Genomic DNA, 16559 nt, shown 5'->3' with positions numbered 1-16559 from the left:
GGTGACGCGGGTAACGCCGGGTCACACGAGGATGACACCCGGTGCCAGATCGCTCTCCGCGATCAAGCCGTACCTTCCTACGACAGGTGATCTCGGCGAAACCGACCGTAGTCAGCACCGCGGGACGCCCCTACGTTGTCCCGGGTGCGCCCACCCTCACCCCGACCCGAACCCTCGGCTCCCCCGTTCAACGCCCCGGCCGCCCGCAGGCTCCGCGCCGCGCTCGGCATGGGACCCGAGCACGTCGCCCACGGGCTGTGTGTCTCGTACGGGCTGCCGTACGTCACCCCTGAACTCGTGATCGCCTGGGAACGCGGCACCGCCGTCCCCAGCAACCCCGAACTCACCGCGCTGGCAGGCGTGTTGTGGTGTTCCCCGGGCGAACTCATCGGCCGGCCCCGGACCCTGCGCGAGCATCGCATCGCCCGGGCCGTCGCTCCCGAGGACGTCGCCCACGCCGTCGGCATGGACCTGCGCGGGTATCTGCGGATGGAGGAGCGCGGCGACTGGCGGGGCGACGAACGCCAGTCGGCCGCGCTCGCGCAGGTGCTGGATCTCGCCCTGCCGGACTTCGTGGCCGTCACGGGCCGCGAGGAAAAGCTCGCCGGCCTGCTGCACAGCGCGGTGACCACCCGCTGGCAGGCCTATGTGCGGCCGGTGACGAAGCTGGTCCCCCTGGACATGGGCGTCCTGGAGGAGGTGCTGCAGGAGCTGCACCAGGACTACCAGGGGCACATGGCCGCCACCCTCAGCTGGGGTGGCGGCGGCAACGGCTCCAGCGACTCCGGCCGGGAGTTCCTCGACCGGATCGTCGACAACTTCTGGACGGCCGTGGAGGGCAGGACCTCATAGGGGGACGGCCGTGGAGGACCGGACCGCCTAGAAGACCGACTCCGCCTCGTCCATCCGGTCCTTCGGTACCGTCTTCAGTTCGGTGACCGCCTCCGCGAGCGGCACCATCACGACGTCGGTGCCGCGCAGCGCGGTCATCTTGCCGAACTCGCCGCGGTGCGCGGCCTCGACGGCGTGCCAGCCGAAGCGGGTGGCGAGGACCCGGTCGTAGGCGGTGGGCACGCCACCGCGCTGGATGTGACCGAGGATGACCGGCTTGGCCTCCTTGCCGAGACGCCGCTCCAGCTCGTACGCCAGCGCGGTGCCGATGCCCTGGAAGCGCTCGTGGCCGAACTGGTCGATCTCGCCCTTGCTGTAGTCCATGGTGCCCTCGGCGGGGTGGGCGCCCTCGGCGACGCAGACGACGGCGAACTTCTTGCCCCTGGCGAAGCGTTCCTCGACCATCTTGACCAGGTCGGCGGGGTTGAAGGGACGCTCGGGCAGGCAGATGCCGTGGGCGCCGGCGGCCATGCCGGACTCCAGGGCGATCCAGCCGGCGTGCCGGCCCATGACCTCGACCACCATCACACGCTGGTGGGACTCGGCCGTCGTCTTCAGGCGGTCCATGGCCTCCGTGGCCACGCCGACGGCCGTGTCGAAGCCGAAGGTGCGGTCGGTGGAGGAGATGTCGTTGTCGATCGTCTTGGGGACGCCGACGACCGGCAGACCCGCGTCGGAGAGCATGCGGGCCGCGGTCAGGGTGCCCTCTCCGCCGATCGGGATCAGCGCGTCGATGCCGAACTCCTCGACCATGTCGGTGGCCCGGGAGCAGGCCTCGCGCAGCCGGTCGCGCTCGAGGCGGGAGGAGCCGAGTATGGTGCCGCCGCGGGCCAGGATGCCGCTGACCGCGTCCAGGTCGAGGGCGCGGTAGTGGCGGTCGAGCAGACCCCGGTAGCCGTCTTCGAAACCGATGACCTCGTCGCCGTACTGCGCCACCGCCCGGTGCACGACCGACCGGATCACGGCGTTCAGGCCGGGGCAGTCGCCGCCTGCGGTGAGAACTCCGATGCGCATCGTGCTGTGTCTCCTGCTCGCTGTTGGTGCCGGTGAGCCGGTGTCGATTGTTTCACGTCCGCCGGGGCAGTGAGGTCTTGACGGGCGCCTTATCCGGCAGCAGGGGTATTGTCAAGAGGGTTCTGCTCACCTTGGTGAGCGATTTTTATGCCGAAGACGCGACAGACGCGAAGTCGAGACATGAGGAACGGAGTGGACACGTGACGCGCAGCGTGTACGTGACCGGGATCGACCGGGGTGACGGCCGCCAGGTCGTGGAGCTGGGGGTCATGGAACTCCTGACCCGGCAGGTCGATCGGGTGGGGGTCTTCCGTCCGCTCGTCCATGACGGCCCCGATCGGCTGTTCGAGCTGCTGCGGGCGCGGTACCGACTCTCGCAGAACCCGGCGACCGTCTACGGCATGGACTACCACGAGGCCTCCGCGCTCCAGGCCGAGCGGGGCACCGACGAGCTGGCCTCCACGCTCGTCGACCGCTTCCACCTGGTGGCGCGGGACTACGACGTCGTCCTCGTGCTCGGCACCGACTTCGCCGACACCCAGCTGCCGGACGAGCTGTCCCTCAACGCCCGCCTCGCCAACGAGTTCGGCGCCTCCGTGATCCCGGTGGTAGGCGGCCGCAAGCAGAGCGCCGAGGCGGTGCTCGCCGAGACGCGCAACGCCTACCGCGCCTACGACGGCCTCGGCTGCGACGTGCTCGCCATGGTCACCAACCGGGTCGCCCGCGAGGACCGCGACGAGATCGCCGAGCGGCTCGCGAACCGGCTGCCGGTGCCCTGCTACGTGGTGCCGGACGAGCCCGCGCTGTCCGCGCCCACGGTCGCGCAGATCGGCCAGGCCCTCGGCGCCAAGGTTTTGCTCGGCGACGACTCGGGGCTCGCCCGGGACGCGCTGAACTTCGTCTTCGGCGGTGCGATGCTGCCGAACTTCCTGGGCGCCCTGACCCCGGGCTGCCTCGTCGTCACCCCGGGCGACCGCGCCGACCTGGTCGTCGGGTCGCTGGCGGCGCACAGCGCCGGCACCCCGCCGATAGCCGGCGTGCTGCTCACCCTGAACGAGGTGCCGAGCGAGGAGATCCTCACCCTCGCCGCCCGCCTGGCTCCGGGCACCCCGGTGCTCTCCGTGACCGGCAACAGCTTCCCCACCGCCGAGCAGCTGTTCTCCCTGGAGGGCAAGCTGAACGCGGCCACCCCGCGCAAGGCGGAGACCGCGCTCGGCCTGTTCGAGCGGTACGCCGACACCGCGGATCTGGCCCGCCGGGTCTCGGCGCCGAGCAGCGACCGGGTCACCCCGATGATGTTCGAGCACAAACTGCTGGAGCAGGCGCGGTCCGACAAACGGCGGGTCGTCCTCCCGGAGGGCACCGAGGAGCGGGTGCTGCACGCCGCCGAGGTGCTGCTCCGCCGGGGCGTGTGCGACCTGACCCTGCTCGGCCCGGTCGACCAGATCCGCAAGAGGGCCGCCGACCTCGGCATCGACCTCGGTGACACCCAGCTGATCGACCCGGCCACCGCCGAACTGCGCGACTCCTTCGCCGAGAAGTACGCGGCGCTGCGCGCCCACAAGGGCGTCACGGTCGAGCTGGCCTACGACGTCGTCTCCGACGTGAACTACTTCGGCACCCTGATGGTCCAGGAGGGTCTGGCCGACGGGATGGTGTCCGGCTCGGTGCACTCCACGGCGGCCACCATCCGGCCGGCCTTCGAGATCATCAAGACCAAGCAGGACTCGTCGATCGTCTCCTCCGTGTTCTTCATGTGCCTGGCCGACAAGGTGCTGGTCTACGGCGACTGCGCGGTCAACCCGGACCCGAACGCCGAGCAGCTGGCGGACATCGCCATCCAGTCGGCGGGGACGGCCGCGCAGTTCGGGGTGGAGCCGCGGATCGCGATGCTGTCGTACTCCACGGGTACGTCCGGTTCGGGCGCCGACGTCGACAAGGTGCGCGAGGCCACCGAGCTGGCGCGCTCACGGCGGCCGGACCTGAAGATCGAGGGGCCGATCCAGTACGACGCGGCCGTGGAGCCGTCCGTCGCCGCCACCAAGCTGCCCGACTCCGAGGTCGCGGGGCAGGCCAGCGTGCTGATCTTCCCCGACCTGAACACCGGCAACAACACCTACAAGGCCGTGCAGCGGTCGGCCGGCGCGATCGCCGTCGGCCCGGTTCTGCAGGGTCTGCGCAAGCCGGTCAACGACCTGTCCCGGGGCGCGCTCGTCCAGGACATCGTCAACACCGTCGCCATCACGGCGATCCAGGCCCAGACGCCCGCCACCTGAGCAAAGAGAGCATTCCAGCACCGTGACCGCGACTCGTGTCCTCGTCCTCAACTCCGGCTCCTCCTCGGTGAAGTACCAGCTCCTCGACATGCGTGACGCCGGCCGGCTCGCCGTCGGCCTGGTGGAGCGCATCGGCGAGCAGACCTCCCGGCTCAAGCACACCTGCCTCACCTCCGGTGACACCCGTGAGCACAGCGGGCCGATCGCCGACCACGACGCCGCCCTCAAGGCGGTCGCCGAGGAGCTGAGCCGGGACGGGCTCGGCCTGGACTCCCCCGAACTGGCCGCGATCGGGCACCGGGTGGTGCACGGCGGGATGTTCTTCACCGAGCCCACCGTCATCGACGACGAGGTGCTCTCCGAGATCGAGCGGCTGATCCCGGTCGCCCCGCTGCACAACCCGGCCAACCTCACCGGCATCCGCACCGCGCAGGCGCTGCGCCCCGACCTGCCCCAGGTCGCCGTCTTCGACACGGCGTTCCACACGACCATGCCGGAGTCCGCGGCACGTTACGCGATCGACCCGAAGATCGCCGACCGCCACCGCATCCGCCGCTACGGCTTCCACGGCACCTCGCACGCGTACGTCTCCCGGGAGACCGCGCGGCTGCTGGGCAGGGACCCGTCCGAGGTCAACGTCATCGTGCTGCACCTGGGCAACGGCGCCTCGGCGTCCGCGGTCGCGGGGGGCCGGTGCGTGGACACCTCCATGGGTCTGACGCCTTTGGAGGGGCTCGTGATGGGTACGCGATCCGGTGATCTGGACCCGGCGGTCATCTTCCATTTGGCGCGTGTCGGCGGAATGTCCATGGACGAGATCGACACTCTTCTCAACAAGAGGAGCGGCCTGTTCGGTCTGTGCGGGGACAACGACATGCGGGAGATCCGCCGCCGGATCGACGAGGGCGACGAAGAGGCCACGCTCGCCTTCGACATTTACATTCACCGGCTCAGGAAGTACATCGGCGCCTATTACGCCGTGCTCGGCACGGTCGACGCGGTCGCCTTCACCGCCGGCGTCGGCGAGAACGCGGCGCCGGTGCGGGAGGCCGCGATCGCGGGTCTGGAGAGCCTGGGCCTGGCGGTCGACCCGGAGCGCAACGCCGTGCGCGGCGGGGAGCCGCGGCTGATTTCGCCCGACTCGGCGCGGGTGGCCGTGGCCGTGGTGCCGACGGATGAAGAACTGGAGATCGCGACGCAGACCTACGCACTGGTCGGAAAGCACAACTGAATAGCACCTGAGCGGTGTGGCACTCATTTGTATCTTCCGCCAGACGGAATATTCCGTAGCGAAACAAACCGATAGGATCGCCCCATGCGCCGTTCGAAAATCGTCTGTACTCTCGGCCCCGCGGTCGACTCCCACGAGATGCTCGTCGCCATGATCGAGGCGGGCATGAATGTGGCCCGGTTCAACTTCAGCCACGGCACCCACGCCGAGCACCAGGCGCGGTACGACCGCGTCCGGGCCGCGGCCAAGGAGACCGGCCGGGCCATCGGTGTCCTCGCCGACCTGCAGGGCCCGAAGATCCGTCTGGAGACCTTCGCCGAGGGTCCGGTCGAGCTGGAGCGCGGTGACGAGTTCGTCATCACGACCGAGGACGTGCCGGGCGACAAGCACACCTGCGGTACGACGTACAAGGGGCTGCCGGGCGACGTCTCGCGCGGCGACCAGGTCCTGATCAACGACGGCAACGTCGAGCTGAAGGTGCTGGACGTCGAGGGCCCACGGGTGCGGACCATCGTCATCGAGGGCGGTGTCGTCTCCGACCACAAGGGCATCAACCTGCCCGGCGCGGCCGTCAACGTGCCCGCGCTGAGCGAGAAGGACGTCGAGGACCTGCGCTTCGCCCTCCGCATGGGCTGTGACATGGTCGCGCTGTCCTTCGTCCGGGACGCCAAGGACGTCCACGACGTCCACAAGGTGATGGACGAGGAGGGCCGCCGCGTCCCGGTGATCGCCAAGGTGGAGAAGCCGCAGGCGGTCGAGAACATGGAGGACGTCGTGGCGGCGTTCGACGCCGTCATGGTCGCCCGTGGTGACCTGGCCGTCGAGTACCCGCTCGAGAAGGTCCCCATGGTGCAGAAGCGCCTGATCGAGCTGTGCCGGCGCAACGCCAAGCCGGTGATCGTGGCGACCCAGATGATGGAGTCGATGATCACCAACTCCCGCCCGACCCGCGCCGAGGCCTCCGACGTGGCCAACGCGATCCTGGACGGCGCCGACGCGGTCATGCTGTCGGCGGAGTCGAGCGTGGGCGCGTACCCGGTCGAGACGGTCAAGACCATGTCGAAGATCGTCCAGGCGGCCGAGCAGGAGCTGCTCTCCAAGGGCCTGCAGCCGCTGGTGCCGGGCAAGAAGCCGCGCACGCAGGGCGGTTCGGTGGCCCGCGCGGCCGCCGAGATCGCCGACTTCCTCGGCGGCAAGGGCCTGATCGCCTTCACCAAGTCCGGTGACACCGCGCGCCGGCTCTCCCGCTACCGCGCGGTCCAGCCGATCATCGCCTTCACCACGGAGGAGGCCACGCGCAACCAGCTCACGCTCAGCTGGGGCGTGGAGTCGCACGTCGTGCCGTTCGTGAACAGCACCGACGAGATGGTCGACCTGGTGGACCAGGAGGTCGCCAAGCTGGGCCGGTTCGACGCGGGCGAAACCGTGATCATCACCGCCGGCTCGCCTCCCGGCGTCCCCGGCACCACCAACATGCTCCGTGTCCACCACCTCGGCGGCGCCAACTGAGAAGCCCGTAAGGGCCTTTCACGGCACTGAGGGCGCCCCCTGTGGCCAGGGGGCGCCCTCAGCTGTGTGCGGCTCCCGAACGGGCTTGTGCGACCGGTCAGCCGGTCGTGTACACGTGCATGCCGGGCACGTGCAGGTTGCCGCCGAACTGAGCGGCCTGGACCACCTTCACGTTGGTGAAGTAGATCAGCGGGATGTTCAGCGGGGGCGGGCTGTCGGGGCTGAAGGTCACCGGGATCAGACCGAACAGGTTGCCCGAGATGCTCTCGGTGTACATCACGGTGTCGCCGCCGCGGATGGTGGACGTCGAGCCCTTGGACGCCTGTACGTGGTACGTCTTGCCCGCCTGCTTGTCGTTCACCGTCTGGTGCAGGTCGCCGATGTCCGTGCCACCGGAGATGACGTACTTCAGCACCTTCTTCTTGGTGCCGTTGGCCCTCTTCACCTCGACGATGCCCTGGTAGTCGGCGCCCTTGAGCAGCAGGGAGCTGGCGTTGAGGTACCAGGGGTCGTCCGCCACCGGTGTCTTGTTGTCGACACCGCTCTCGTCGTCGGTGGCCACCGGGCAGTCGTCCGCGGCGTCGGTGGCGCTCGCGGACGGGGTCGGGGTCGGGGTCGCCGACCCGGTGGCGTCCTCGGCCGCCTTGACGGTGTCCTCGGTGGTCTTGGAGACCGTGCCGGTGGTGTCCTTCACCGTGTCCTCGGCCGTCTTGCCGGCCTGGGAGGCGGTGTCCTCGACGGTGTCGGACCCCTTGGAACCGGACGACGACGTGTCGCTCCCGGAGGGGGGCTCCGAGGGCGCGCTGGACGACGGGGACGCGGACGGCGTGGGGCTCGCGGAGGACGTTCCGGAGTCCTTCGTACCGCCGGTGAGAACGTCGCCGAGCGTGTCGCCGATGGTGTCCAGCAGGCCGCCGTCACTGCTCTGGGACGCGGACGGGGTGGGCGTGGCCGTGGCACCGCCGGAGTCCGAACCAGAACCCGGGTCCGGGTCCGAGCCCGCGTCCGACGAGCCGGAGCCCGAACCGGAGTCCGACGAGCCGGAGCCCGAACCGGAGTCGGCGGAGCCGGAGGTCTCGGTCGGCTTGGGCGCGGCCTTGCCGTCGGAACCCGGATCCGGCGAAGAGGTCTTGCCCGGATCCTGCGTGCCCTTCGTGTCCTCGGCGTCCGCCGAGGGCGTGGCGGTGTCCGCGGGCTTGCTGTCCGAGGCGGACGGCGACGGCGAGGCCGAGGCGTCCCCGGAGTCGTCCAGCGCCTTGACGCAGTCCTTGTACTCGTCGGCCGTCAGACTCTTGGACGACGTCGACGGTGACGGGCTGCCGTTGTTGTCGGCGAGGGCGAGCGTGGATGTGAAACCCATGCCCATGAGTACCGCGGTCGGCATCGCCACGGAGGCTATCGCCTTGCCGGCCGGCATGTGGAACCTGGTGAACAGCGGCCTCTTGGGTGCCGCGTGGCGGGGCCCGGTTCTCGCGCGGGACCCGTCCACGTCGGTCCCGCGGGTCACCTCGTCAGCCGGCACTGTGCCTCCCGTTCGCCCCGTTGGCCGGGCTCGTTCCTGACAGGTCGTTCGACTTGCTCAGCGGGTCCGTGCCCTGATGGGGCAGCGGAGCGGCCTCGGGAGCACCTCCCGCACCCGGCGCGGCCTCGGCCGGCGGCTGCGGCTGCTCGGGCGCGCCCGGCGCCCAGGAGACGGCCATCGCCCCGCCGATGAGGGCGAGCAGGAAGCCCATGACGAAGCCGCCGAAGTTGGACACGGGGAGGGACACCAGCGCGAGCAGGATCGCGGCCACGCCCGCGAACGTCCTCACGTGCTTCTGGAACCAGAGGCTGATGCCCAGGACGACGAGCAGCACACCGATGATCAGGGAGCCGGCCCCCGCCGTGGTCGCCATCGCCAGCGTCAGATGACCGAGCTGGAGGTGGAAGTACGGGAAGTACATGATCGGAAGGCCGCTGAGCAGGACATACAGACCGGCCCAGAACGGACGCGTGCCCCGCCAGGCGCGGAACTGCAGCCTCCGGCGGGTGAACTGGCCGGATGCGGCGGCAGGAGTCTCGGCGCTCATGGAAAACAGCTCCCTGGTGCGGCGTTGCTGTGGTGGTGATGTGCGCCGCGCGTGAAAGCGCGGCGGATGATGGAACGGGCGGGGGCGCCGTCGGCTCCCCCGCCCCTCACCGAGCGCCTAGTAGCACTCGATTCCCTTGCCGTCGCCCTTGTGCAGCGACATGTGCAGACCGCTGAGCTTGAAGGTGCCGGCGGTGGTCGCCCACGCCGTCTGCTTCACACCGCTCAGGTCGGCCGAGTCGGCCTGCTGAGCGAAGCCGTACGGGTTGGCCTGCTCCCCGTTGCCCTTCATGCCGGGACCCTTGCTGGCGTCCTTGGCGGCCACACCGATGTCGATGCCGTTGAACGTCGCGTCGGCGCTCAGGTCGTCGACATCGATGTAGAGGTTGTGGGCCTGAACCTTCTCGTGACCGGCGCCACCAGCCTCCAGACGGAGGGTGATCGAGCCGAGGAAGGGCACGTTCGGGGTGACCACGGACTGGCACATGTTGGTGATCGTGGCGTCGTTGAACGACGAGACGGCGACAGCGTGAGCCGTCTTCTTCCCGTCGAGCGTGTATCCACTGTCGACCGCCCCGTACTGCGCGAAACCCTCGCCGTGGAGCTGGTCGGCCGTCACCTTGAACTGCTGGCCCGAAACGCTGAACGAAGCAGCGAGAGCGCCCTGCGCGAGGGCGACACCTATCGCGGCCGTAGCGGCGACGCTGGGCACCATGACCACAGCGAACCGCTTCCATCTGGTCCCGCCACGCACCTGGGACTCCATATTTCCTCCTTCTCGGACGTACATCTCCTGGCCCGGACTCGCACCAGTCGGTGGCTCAGCCGGGCAGGGATGGGAGAAGTGCTACGTCCTCGGGAAGGAGAGCGCCCGCGCTCGGAGCGCCCATCGCACCCGAATCACCGGCGATCACCCCCGAGCGACAACCACTGGTCGCGCCTGAACGCATCACGCACAACCCTGCTGGACAGGCTTCGCCTGCCGGCGAAGACCCCCCTGCCCAAGAGCCGGCGCCACTGCCGCCGGCTCTGCTCGGTGGGGACCCAGAGTCTCCCGTGACCCGACCGGTTGCCGGGGTGTGGGAATGGACCGAGCGTCGCCGATCGTGGTGCATTCTCGGCCCGGACACAAGGGGGTTCGTTACTGGCTAGTAACGGCCGGATAACCGGAGGACGGCCGGCCGGTCTCGGAGTGCGACGCTCGGTGGCATCGAGGGGCAGAGCAAAGCCGTTGATCCCTGGACGAAACCAGACAGACCAACGGCGTGGATTTACTCGGAGTAACAGCGGCCGCGATTACCAAGATTTGGTAAAACGCGGCCGCCGGGAACGGATTGTGGGCGAATTCTCCCCCGGCATCGGGAGCCGGGACGTTTAGCGACTGGTCAGAACAACGCCCGGGCGAGCGCCCTGCGTGCCCCGACCACCCGCGGATCCTCCGGACCCACGACCTCGAACAGCTCCAGCAGCCGGCGCCGTACCGCGTCCCGGTCGTCGCCCGCCGTGCGCTGCACGGTCTCGATCAGCCGCCCGAAGGCGTCCTCGACATGACCGCCCACCAGATCCAGGTCTGCGGCGGCGATCTGCGCGTCCGCGTCGGCCGGCTTCTCGGCCGCCTCCCGACGCACCTTCTGCGGGTCGAGGCCCTGCACGCGCTGGAGCAACTCCGCCTGCGAGAGGCCGAGTCTGGCCTCCGGGTGGGCCGGGTCGTCGGCGAGCACGTTCTTGTAGGCCTGGATGGCACCGCCCAGGTCACCGGCGTCCAGGGCCTGCGCGGCGGCGTTCAGCGTCGCGTCGAACGGCCCCTCCGCCACCGCGGCATCGGGGGCACCGCCCGGCTCGGCGTCCGGGTCGACGGTCAGGCCGGTCAGCCCGAACCGCTGCTCGGCGACCTGCACCAGCTGGTCCAGGGTCTGCCGGATCTGCTCCTCGCCGGCCGCCCCCTGGAACAGCGGCAGCGCCTGCCCGGCGACAACGGCGAAGACGGCCGGGATGCCCTGCACCCCGAACTGCTGCATCAGCATCTGGTTGGCGTCGACGTCGATCTTGGCGAGCAGGAAGCGCCCGTTGTACTCGACGGCCAGCCGCTCCAGGACCGGGCTCAGCTGCTTGCAGGGCTGACACCACTCGGCCCAGAAGTCGATGACGACGGGCACTTCGGCGGACCGCTGCAGGACATCCCGCTCAAACCCGGCCTCATCGACGTCGATGACGAGGTCGGCCGGGGAAACGGCCCCCGCCCCGCCCTGCCGGGCGGCTTCGGCGCGCGCCTGCTCGGCCTTGGCCTTGGCCTCTTGGGCCGCCTTGACCGCGGCGAGGTCGACGACGCCGCTCATGGACATGTTCCGTGGCTGCATGCGTCTATCCTCCCCCGTTCCCGCGCCGGAATAAAAAAAGGGCTGTGCCGGCGCCGGGTCCCCACCCCACGCCGTGGCTCTCGCTCGCGTACGTCCCTCGCGAGCTTTCGCTACGACTCGTAGCGTAATGCCATGAGGGCACCCCGCGACACCACGCCCCGGTGATCTCCCTCACGACACCACAGGAACCGTCGGTTTATGGTCAGCAGATGCAGAGCCGCACCCCCGCCAGCCGTACCGGACGCCCCCGCAGCGCCGCCGCGGACACCGCGATCCTGGCCGCGACGCGGGAGGCGCTGGTGGAACTGGGCTGGTCCAAGCTCACCCTGGGAGACGTGGCGACGCGGGCCGGGGTTGCGAAGACCACGCTGTATCGCCGCTGGGCCGGCAAGAACGAACTGGTCGTGGACGCCGTGGCGGAGTTGTTCGACGAGCTGGAACTGCCCGACCGTGGCAGCCTCGCCGCCGACGTCGAGGGCGTGGTGCTGCAGTTCGCGGCCATCCTGGCCCGCCCGGAGGCCAAGAGCGGGCTGATGGCGGTGATCGCGGAGTCCACCCGCGACGACGCCCTGCGCGAGCGCATCCGCGCGTCCATCGTCGACCGTCAGATGAGGCTGGTTTTCGAGGGGCGCGCGCGGGCCCAGCACCGGGGCGAACTCCCACCGGAGCCCGACCCCGTGGAGGCCGCCCGCACGGTGGACCTCATCTTCGACGTGGTGGCGGGTGCGGTGGTCCACCGCACCCTGGTGAGCGGCAAACCGGCCGACGAGGACTGGGTACGCAGCTTCACGCGCGTCCTGCTCCTGGGCCTGATGTCCGAACCGGCCGGGCCGGCCTCGACGCCCGCCCCTCAGCCGGACGAGCCGGGTGGTGGGCGGGCGTAGGACCGGGAGTCCAGAGGGCGGAGCCCCCTGGTACCTCCGCAGCGGGCAGCGGCGCCTAGAAGCCCGCCGGTTCCGTGTACACCCCCCACTCGTCCCGCAGCACCCCACAGATCTCACCCAGCGTCGCCTCGGCCCGCACAGCCTCCAGCATCGGCTCGATCATGTTGGCGCCGGAGCGTGCGGCGGCCAGCATCCCGTCGAGCGCCGACCGCACCGCCGACTCGTCCCGCGCCGCCTTCCGCCCGGCGAGCACCCGCACCTGCTCCCGCTCCACCTCATGGCTGACCCGCAGGATCTCCAGGTCCCCGGTGGCCGACCCGGTGTGGACGTTGACGCCCACGACCCTCTTCTCGCCCTTCTCCAGGGCCTGCTGGTACCGGAAGGCGGACTCGGCGATCTCCCCGGTGAACCAGCCGTCCTCTATCCCGCGCAGGATGCCGGAGGTGATCGGCCCGATCGGGTGCCGCCCGTCCGGGTGCGCCCTGAGGCCCCGCTCCTTGATCTGCTCGAAGATCTTCTCCGCGTCCGCCTCGATCCGGTCCGTCAGCTGCTCGACGAACCACGAGCCGCCCAGCGGATCGGCCACGTTGGCGACCCCGGTCTCCTCCATCAGCACCTGCTGGGTGCGCAGCGCGATCTCGGCGGCCTGCTCGCTGGGCAGCGCGAGGGTCTCGTCCAGGGCGTTGGTGTGCAGGGAGTTGGTGCCGCCGAGCACCGCGGCCAGCGCCTCCACGGCCGTACGCACCACGTTGTTGTACGGCTGCTGGGCGGTCAGCGAGACCCCGGCGGTCTGCGTGTGGAAGCGCAGCCACTGCGCCTTCTCGCTCCTGGCGCCGTACACGTCCCGCATCCAGCGGGCCCAGATCCGGCGGGCCGCACGGAACTTGGCGATCTCCTCGAAGAAGTCCAGGTGCGCGTCGAAGAAGAACGACAGTCCCGGCGCGAAGACGTCCACGTCGAGCCCGCGCGAGAGCCCCAGCTCCACGTACCCGAAGCCGTCGGCGAGCGTGTACGCCAGTTCCTGCGCGGCCGTGGCCCCGGCCTCGCGGATGTGGTAGCCGGAGACGGACAGCGGCTTGTAGGCGGGGATGCCGGCGGCGCAGTACTCCATCAGGTCGCCGATCAGACGCAGATGCGGCTCGGGCTGGAAGAGCCACTCCTTCTGCGCGATGTACTCCTTGAAGATGTCGGTCTGGAGGGTTCCGTTGAGCACCCCCGGATCCACGCCCTGCCGCTCGGCGGCGACCAGATACATGCAGAAGACGGGCACGGCGGGCCCGCTGATCGTCATCGAGGTGGTGACATCCCCCAGCGGGATGTCCTTGAACAGCACCTCCATGTCGGCGGCCGAGTCGATCGCGACACCGCAGTGCCCGACCTCGCCGAGCGAGCGGGAATCGTCGGAGTCGCGGCCCATCAGCGTCGGCATGTCGAAGGCCACCGACAGACCCCCGCCACCGGCGGCGAGGATCATCTTGTACCGCTCGTTGGTCTGCTCGGCGTTGCCGAATCCGGCGAACTGCCGGATGGTCCAGGTGCGCCCGCGGTAGCCGGTCGGATGGAGGCCGCGGGTGAAGGGGTACTCCCCGGGCCAGCCGATCCGCTCGAATCCCTCGTACGTGTCGCCCGGTCGGGGCCCGTACACCGGCTCCACGGGATCACCGGAGAGCGTGGTGAAGTCAGCGTCGCGCTTGCGCGCGGCGTCGTACCGGGCCTGCCAGCGTCGGCGGCCCTCCTCGATGGCGTGAGCGTCCATACCCCCGAATTTACTTGGACGTCCTAGTAAATGTCGATGGCAGACCGCCGTACGGCTCTCGTACGGCGGTGGGGCCTACGCCTCGGCGACGGCCGGGGCCTTGCCGGCGACCCTGGCCTCCAGCTCGTGGCTGATCTTCCGCTCGACGAAGAAGGCGGCGGTGGGGATCGTCCCCGCGAGCAGTACCCACAGCTGCTTGCCGACCGGCCACTTCGCCTTGGAGCCCAGGTCGAAGGCGAAGATCAGGTAGACCACGTACAGCCAGCCGTGGGCGATGGCGACGATCCGGGTGAAGTCGGCGGCACCGTCGACGTCCAGCCCGTACTTCGCGATCATGCCCAGGCAGAGCAGCACCAGCAGGACACCGGTGGTGTAGGCCATGACGCGGTAGCGGGTCAGCACGTTCTTTTTCATGCCGTCGAGCGTAACCACCCGTTCCGGGAGATCTTGCCCCGGGTCACTCCGCTTCGAAGTCGTCCGCCGCGATCCGCAGCGGGCGGAGCATCGCGAAGATCTCCTTGCACTCCTCCGCGTCGTACACCCCGAGCCCGAAGTCCATGGCCATGAGGTCCCGGGTGGCCGCCTCGACCACCTCGCGGCCCTTGTCGGTGATCACGGCGAGGGTGCCACGGCCATCGTTGGGGTTGGGGCGCTTGGCCACCAGACCGGACTTCACCAGTCGGTCCACGGTGTTCGTCACGGAGGTGGGATGCACCATCAGCCGTTCGCCGATCTTGGACATCGGCAGCTCACCGGCCTTGGAGAAGGTGAGCAGCACCAGCGCCTCGTAGCGGGCGAACGTCAGCCCGTACGGCTTGACCACCGCGTCCACCTCGGCGAGCAGGATCTGCTGGGCCCGCATGATCGAGGTGATCGCGGCCATGGACGGCACGTTTCCCCAGCGCTGCTTCCAGAGCTCGTCGGCACGGGCGATGGGGTCGAACGAGAGGCTGAGTGGCTTCGGCACGTCATCAGACCCTACCCGCCGGTCATATGCCGGGCAGCCCTGTCTCGGCTTTCGGTCGCCCGGGCGGCAGGGACTCCAGAGCCGCCCCCGGCACACCGAGCCGTTCCAGGGCCTCCGAGCCGCACGCGCACCCGCCCTCGCCGACCCCTTGCGGGGCTACCCCGCCAGGTACCGCTCGACGGTCTCGACCTTGGAGGTGAGTCCGTCGGTCACGCCGGGCCGGATGTCCGCCTTGAGGACGAGGGAGACGCGCGGGGCGCGGGCCTCCACGGCGGCGACGGCGCGCTTGACGACGTCCATGACCTCGTCCCACTCGCCCTCGATCGAGGTGAACATGGCGTCGGTGCGGTGGGGCAGGCCCGACTCGCGGACCACGCGCACGGCGTCGGCGACGTACTCGCCCACGTCCTCGCCGACGCCCAGCGGTGTCACGGAGAAGGCGACGATCATGCGTTCACGACTCCTTCCTTGCGGGCACGGGCCGCGATGACGGCATCCTCGGCCTCACGGCGCAGCTTGCGCTCGGCGAAGAAGCCGCCGGTGGGCAGCACCGAGAGGACGAAGTAGAGGGCCGCGGTCTTCAGCGGCCACTTGGTGCGGTTCCAGGCGTCCGCCCAGAAGATCACGTACAGGACGAAGAGAACACCGTGGACCGCCCCCATCACGGGGACCGCGTTGAAGTCCGTGGTCCGCTTGAGCACCGAGCAGACGAGCAGGATCAGGAAGGACACGGCCTCGGGGGCCGAGACCAGGCGGAGGCGGCGGAGGGCGGTGGCGGTCTTGATGTCCACGGATCACCTTCGGTGGGAGTTTGCGACGACGGTCTGCCGATCAGGGCCTGAACGTTTGTGAACGCACGCACAAGCGTCCTCCATTGTGGCAAACGGCCCCCTTAGGGGTCCGCTCAGGGTGGCTCTCCACCCACAGGCTCTGTTCGGCCCACCCGCGTCGCCGCTACTTTCGCTGGGTGGCGATGTTCCGACTCCAAGGGAGCAAGGTGCTCGCCGTCGACATGACCGGGGACGCCGTCAAGGCGAAGAACGGCTCGATGGTCGCGTACGACGGGCAGATGGCCTTCAAGAAGCTGAGCGGTGGCGGCGAGGGGCTGCGCGGGATGGTGACCCGGCGGCTCACCGGCGAACAGATGACGGTGATGGAGGTGAGAGGTCATGGGACGTGCTGGTTCGCGGACCGGGCCTCGGAGATCAACCTGGTCAGCCTTCAGGGGGACAAGCTCTGCGTCGAGTCGAGCAATCTGCTCGCGACCGACGCGGGGCTCAGGACGGGGACGACGTTCACGGGGCTGCGCGGCGCCTCGCAGGGCAACGGCCTCTTCACGACGACCGTCGAGGGGCACGGTCAGGCGGCGATCATGTCCGACGGGCCGGCGGTGGTGCTGCGGGTCAGTCCGCAGTACCCCCTGATCGTCGACCCGGGCGCCTACATCGCCCATCAGGGTGATGTGAGGCAGTCCTTCCAGTCCGGTGTGACCTTCCGCACGCTTTTCGGAGAGGGCGGCGGCGAGGCCTTCCAGATCCGCTTCGAGGGCGACGGACTCGTCTACGTGCAGCCGAGCGAGCGGAACACGATCGCGGGGGATCTGTGA

At 69.7% G+C, this 16559-nt stretch carries 16 protein-coding genes; 6 read left to right on the top strand and 10 right to left on the bottom strand.

Going from position 1 to position 16559, the window contains the following annotated elements; genetic code table 11:
- Positions 1–144: 144 nt before the first annotated feature.
- Entirely contained in the window at positions 145–852 is a 708-nt protein-coding gene (locus tag ABZ079_RS32355; protein ID WP_356943008.1) for a helix-turn-helix transcriptional regulator, read from the top strand.
- A gap of 27 nt (positions 853–879) precedes the next feature.
- Here the strand turns inward: ABZ079_RS32355 and ABZ079_RS32350 are convergent, their stop codons facing one another.
- Positions 880–1905: an ATP-dependent 6-phosphofructokinase gene (locus ABZ079_RS32350; RefSeq protein ID WP_356943007.1), complete on the bottom strand. Its 1026-nt coding sequence runs from the start codon at positions 1903–1905 to the stop codon at positions 880–882.
- 200 nt (positions 1906–2105) lie between these two features.
- On the opposite strand from ABZ079_RS32350, the gene pta reads away from it, so the two are divergent.
- From pta to pyk, 3 genes are all read left to right on the top strand, one after another.
- The gene (gene pta / locus ABZ079_RS32345; RefSeq protein ID WP_356943006.1) at positions 2106–4181 is read left to right on the top strand and encodes a phosphate acetyltransferase; all 2076 of its coding nucleotides are present in this window, start codon (positions 2106–2108) and stop codon (positions 4179–4181) included.
- Between the two features lie 22 nt (positions 4182–4203).
- Positions 4204–5412, top strand: coding sequence for an acetate kinase (locus ABZ079_RS32340; RefSeq protein ID WP_356943005.1), 1209 nt, complete (start codon positions 4204–4206; stop codon positions 5410–5412).
- A gap of 84 nt (positions 5413–5496) precedes the next feature.
- Complete coding sequence (pyk, locus tag ABZ079_RS32335) at positions 5497–6921, top strand: pyruvate kinase (RefSeq protein WP_356943004.1); 1425 nt, start codon at positions 5497–5499, stop codon at positions 6919–6921.
- A gap of 97 nt (positions 6922–7018) precedes the next feature.
- On the opposite strand, the gene ABZ079_RS32330 is transcribed toward pyk, so the two are convergent.
- The 4 genes from ABZ079_RS32330 to ABZ079_RS32315 form a co-directional block, all read right to left on the bottom strand.
- The gene (locus ABZ079_RS32330; protein ID WP_356943003.1) at positions 7019–8443 is read right to left on the bottom strand and encodes a hypothetical protein; all 1425 of its coding nucleotides are present in this window, start codon (positions 8441–8443) and stop codon (positions 7019–7021) included.
- Positions 8433–8990, bottom strand: a complete 558-nt coding sequence (locus tag ABZ079_RS32325; RefSeq protein WP_356943002.1) for a DUF6114 domain-containing protein — start codon at positions 8988–8990, stop codon at positions 8433–8435. Before ABZ079_RS32325 ends, ABZ079_RS32330 begins: the two co-directional genes overlap by 11 nt.
- 117 nt (positions 8991–9107) lie before the next feature.
- Positions 9108–9755, bottom strand: a complete 648-nt coding sequence (locus tag ABZ079_RS32320; RefSeq protein WP_356943001.1) for a DUF6230 family protein — start codon at positions 9753–9755, stop codon at positions 9108–9110.
- Positions 9756–10374: 619 nt separating this feature from the next.
- The gene (locus ABZ079_RS32315; RefSeq protein ID WP_356943000.1) at positions 10375–11346 is read right to left on the bottom strand and encodes a tetratricopeptide repeat protein; all 972 of its coding nucleotides are present in this window, start codon (positions 11344–11346) and stop codon (positions 10375–10377) included.
- Positions 11347–11555: 209 nt separating this feature from the next.
- On the opposite strand from ABZ079_RS32315, the gene ABZ079_RS32310 reads away from it, so the two are divergent.
- Positions 11556–12230: a TetR/AcrR family transcriptional regulator gene (locus ABZ079_RS32310; protein ID WP_356942999.1), complete on the top strand. Its 675-nt coding sequence runs from the start codon at positions 11556–11558 to the stop codon at positions 12228–12230.
- Between the two features lie 55 nt (positions 12231–12285).
- On the opposite strand, the gene ABZ079_RS32305 is transcribed toward ABZ079_RS32310, so the two are convergent.
- The 5 genes from ABZ079_RS32305 to ABZ079_RS32285 form a co-directional block, all read right to left on the bottom strand.
- Positions 12286–13986 (bottom strand): methylmalonyl-CoA mutase family protein, encoded by a 1701-nt coding sequence (locus ABZ079_RS32305; protein ID WP_356942998.1) that lies wholly within the window; start codon positions 13984–13986, stop codon positions 12286–12288.
- A 75-nt stretch (positions 13987–14061) separates the two neighbouring features.
- Positions 14062–14400 carry a DUF3817 domain-containing protein gene (locus ABZ079_RS32300; protein WP_356942997.1) on the bottom strand — a complete coding sequence of 113 codons (339 nt, stop codon included), beginning with the start codon at positions 14398–14400 and terminating at the stop codon, positions 14062–14064.
- Positions 14401–14443: 43 nt separating this feature from the next.
- On the bottom strand, positions 14444–14953 hold the full coding sequence (locus ABZ079_RS32295; RefSeq protein WP_356942996.1) for a MarR family transcriptional regulator: 510 nt from the start codon (positions 14951–14953) through the stop codon (positions 14444–14446).
- A 156-nt stretch (positions 14954–15109) separates the two neighbouring features.
- Positions 15110–15403, bottom strand: coding sequence for an MTH1187 family thiamine-binding protein (locus tag ABZ079_RS32290; protein WP_356942995.1), 294 nt, complete (start codon positions 15401–15403; stop codon positions 15110–15112).
- Positions 15400–15744 (bottom strand): DUF3817 domain-containing protein, encoded by a 345-nt coding sequence (locus ABZ079_RS32285; protein ID WP_356942994.1) that lies wholly within the window; start codon positions 15742–15744, stop codon positions 15400–15402. The genes ABZ079_RS32290 and ABZ079_RS32285 overlap by 4 nt, the downstream gene beginning before the upstream one ends.
- 182 nt (positions 15745–15926) lie before the next feature.
- Here ABZ079_RS32285 and ABZ079_RS32280 point away from each other — a divergent pair, with 182 nt between their 5' ends.
- The gene (locus ABZ079_RS32280; RefSeq protein ID WP_356943024.1) at positions 15927–16559 is read left to right on the top strand and encodes an AIM24 family protein; all 633 of its coding nucleotides are present in this window, start codon (positions 15927–15929) and stop codon (positions 16557–16559) included.

The sequence above is a fragment of the Streptomyces sp. NPDC006314 genome, assembly GCF_040613075.1.
Classification (GTDB): domain Bacteria; phylum Actinomycetota; class Actinomycetes; order Streptomycetales; family Streptomycetaceae; genus Streptomyces.
Note: the sequence above shows the minus strand (reverse complement) of the source record. Positions and strands in the feature narration are given on the sequence as shown.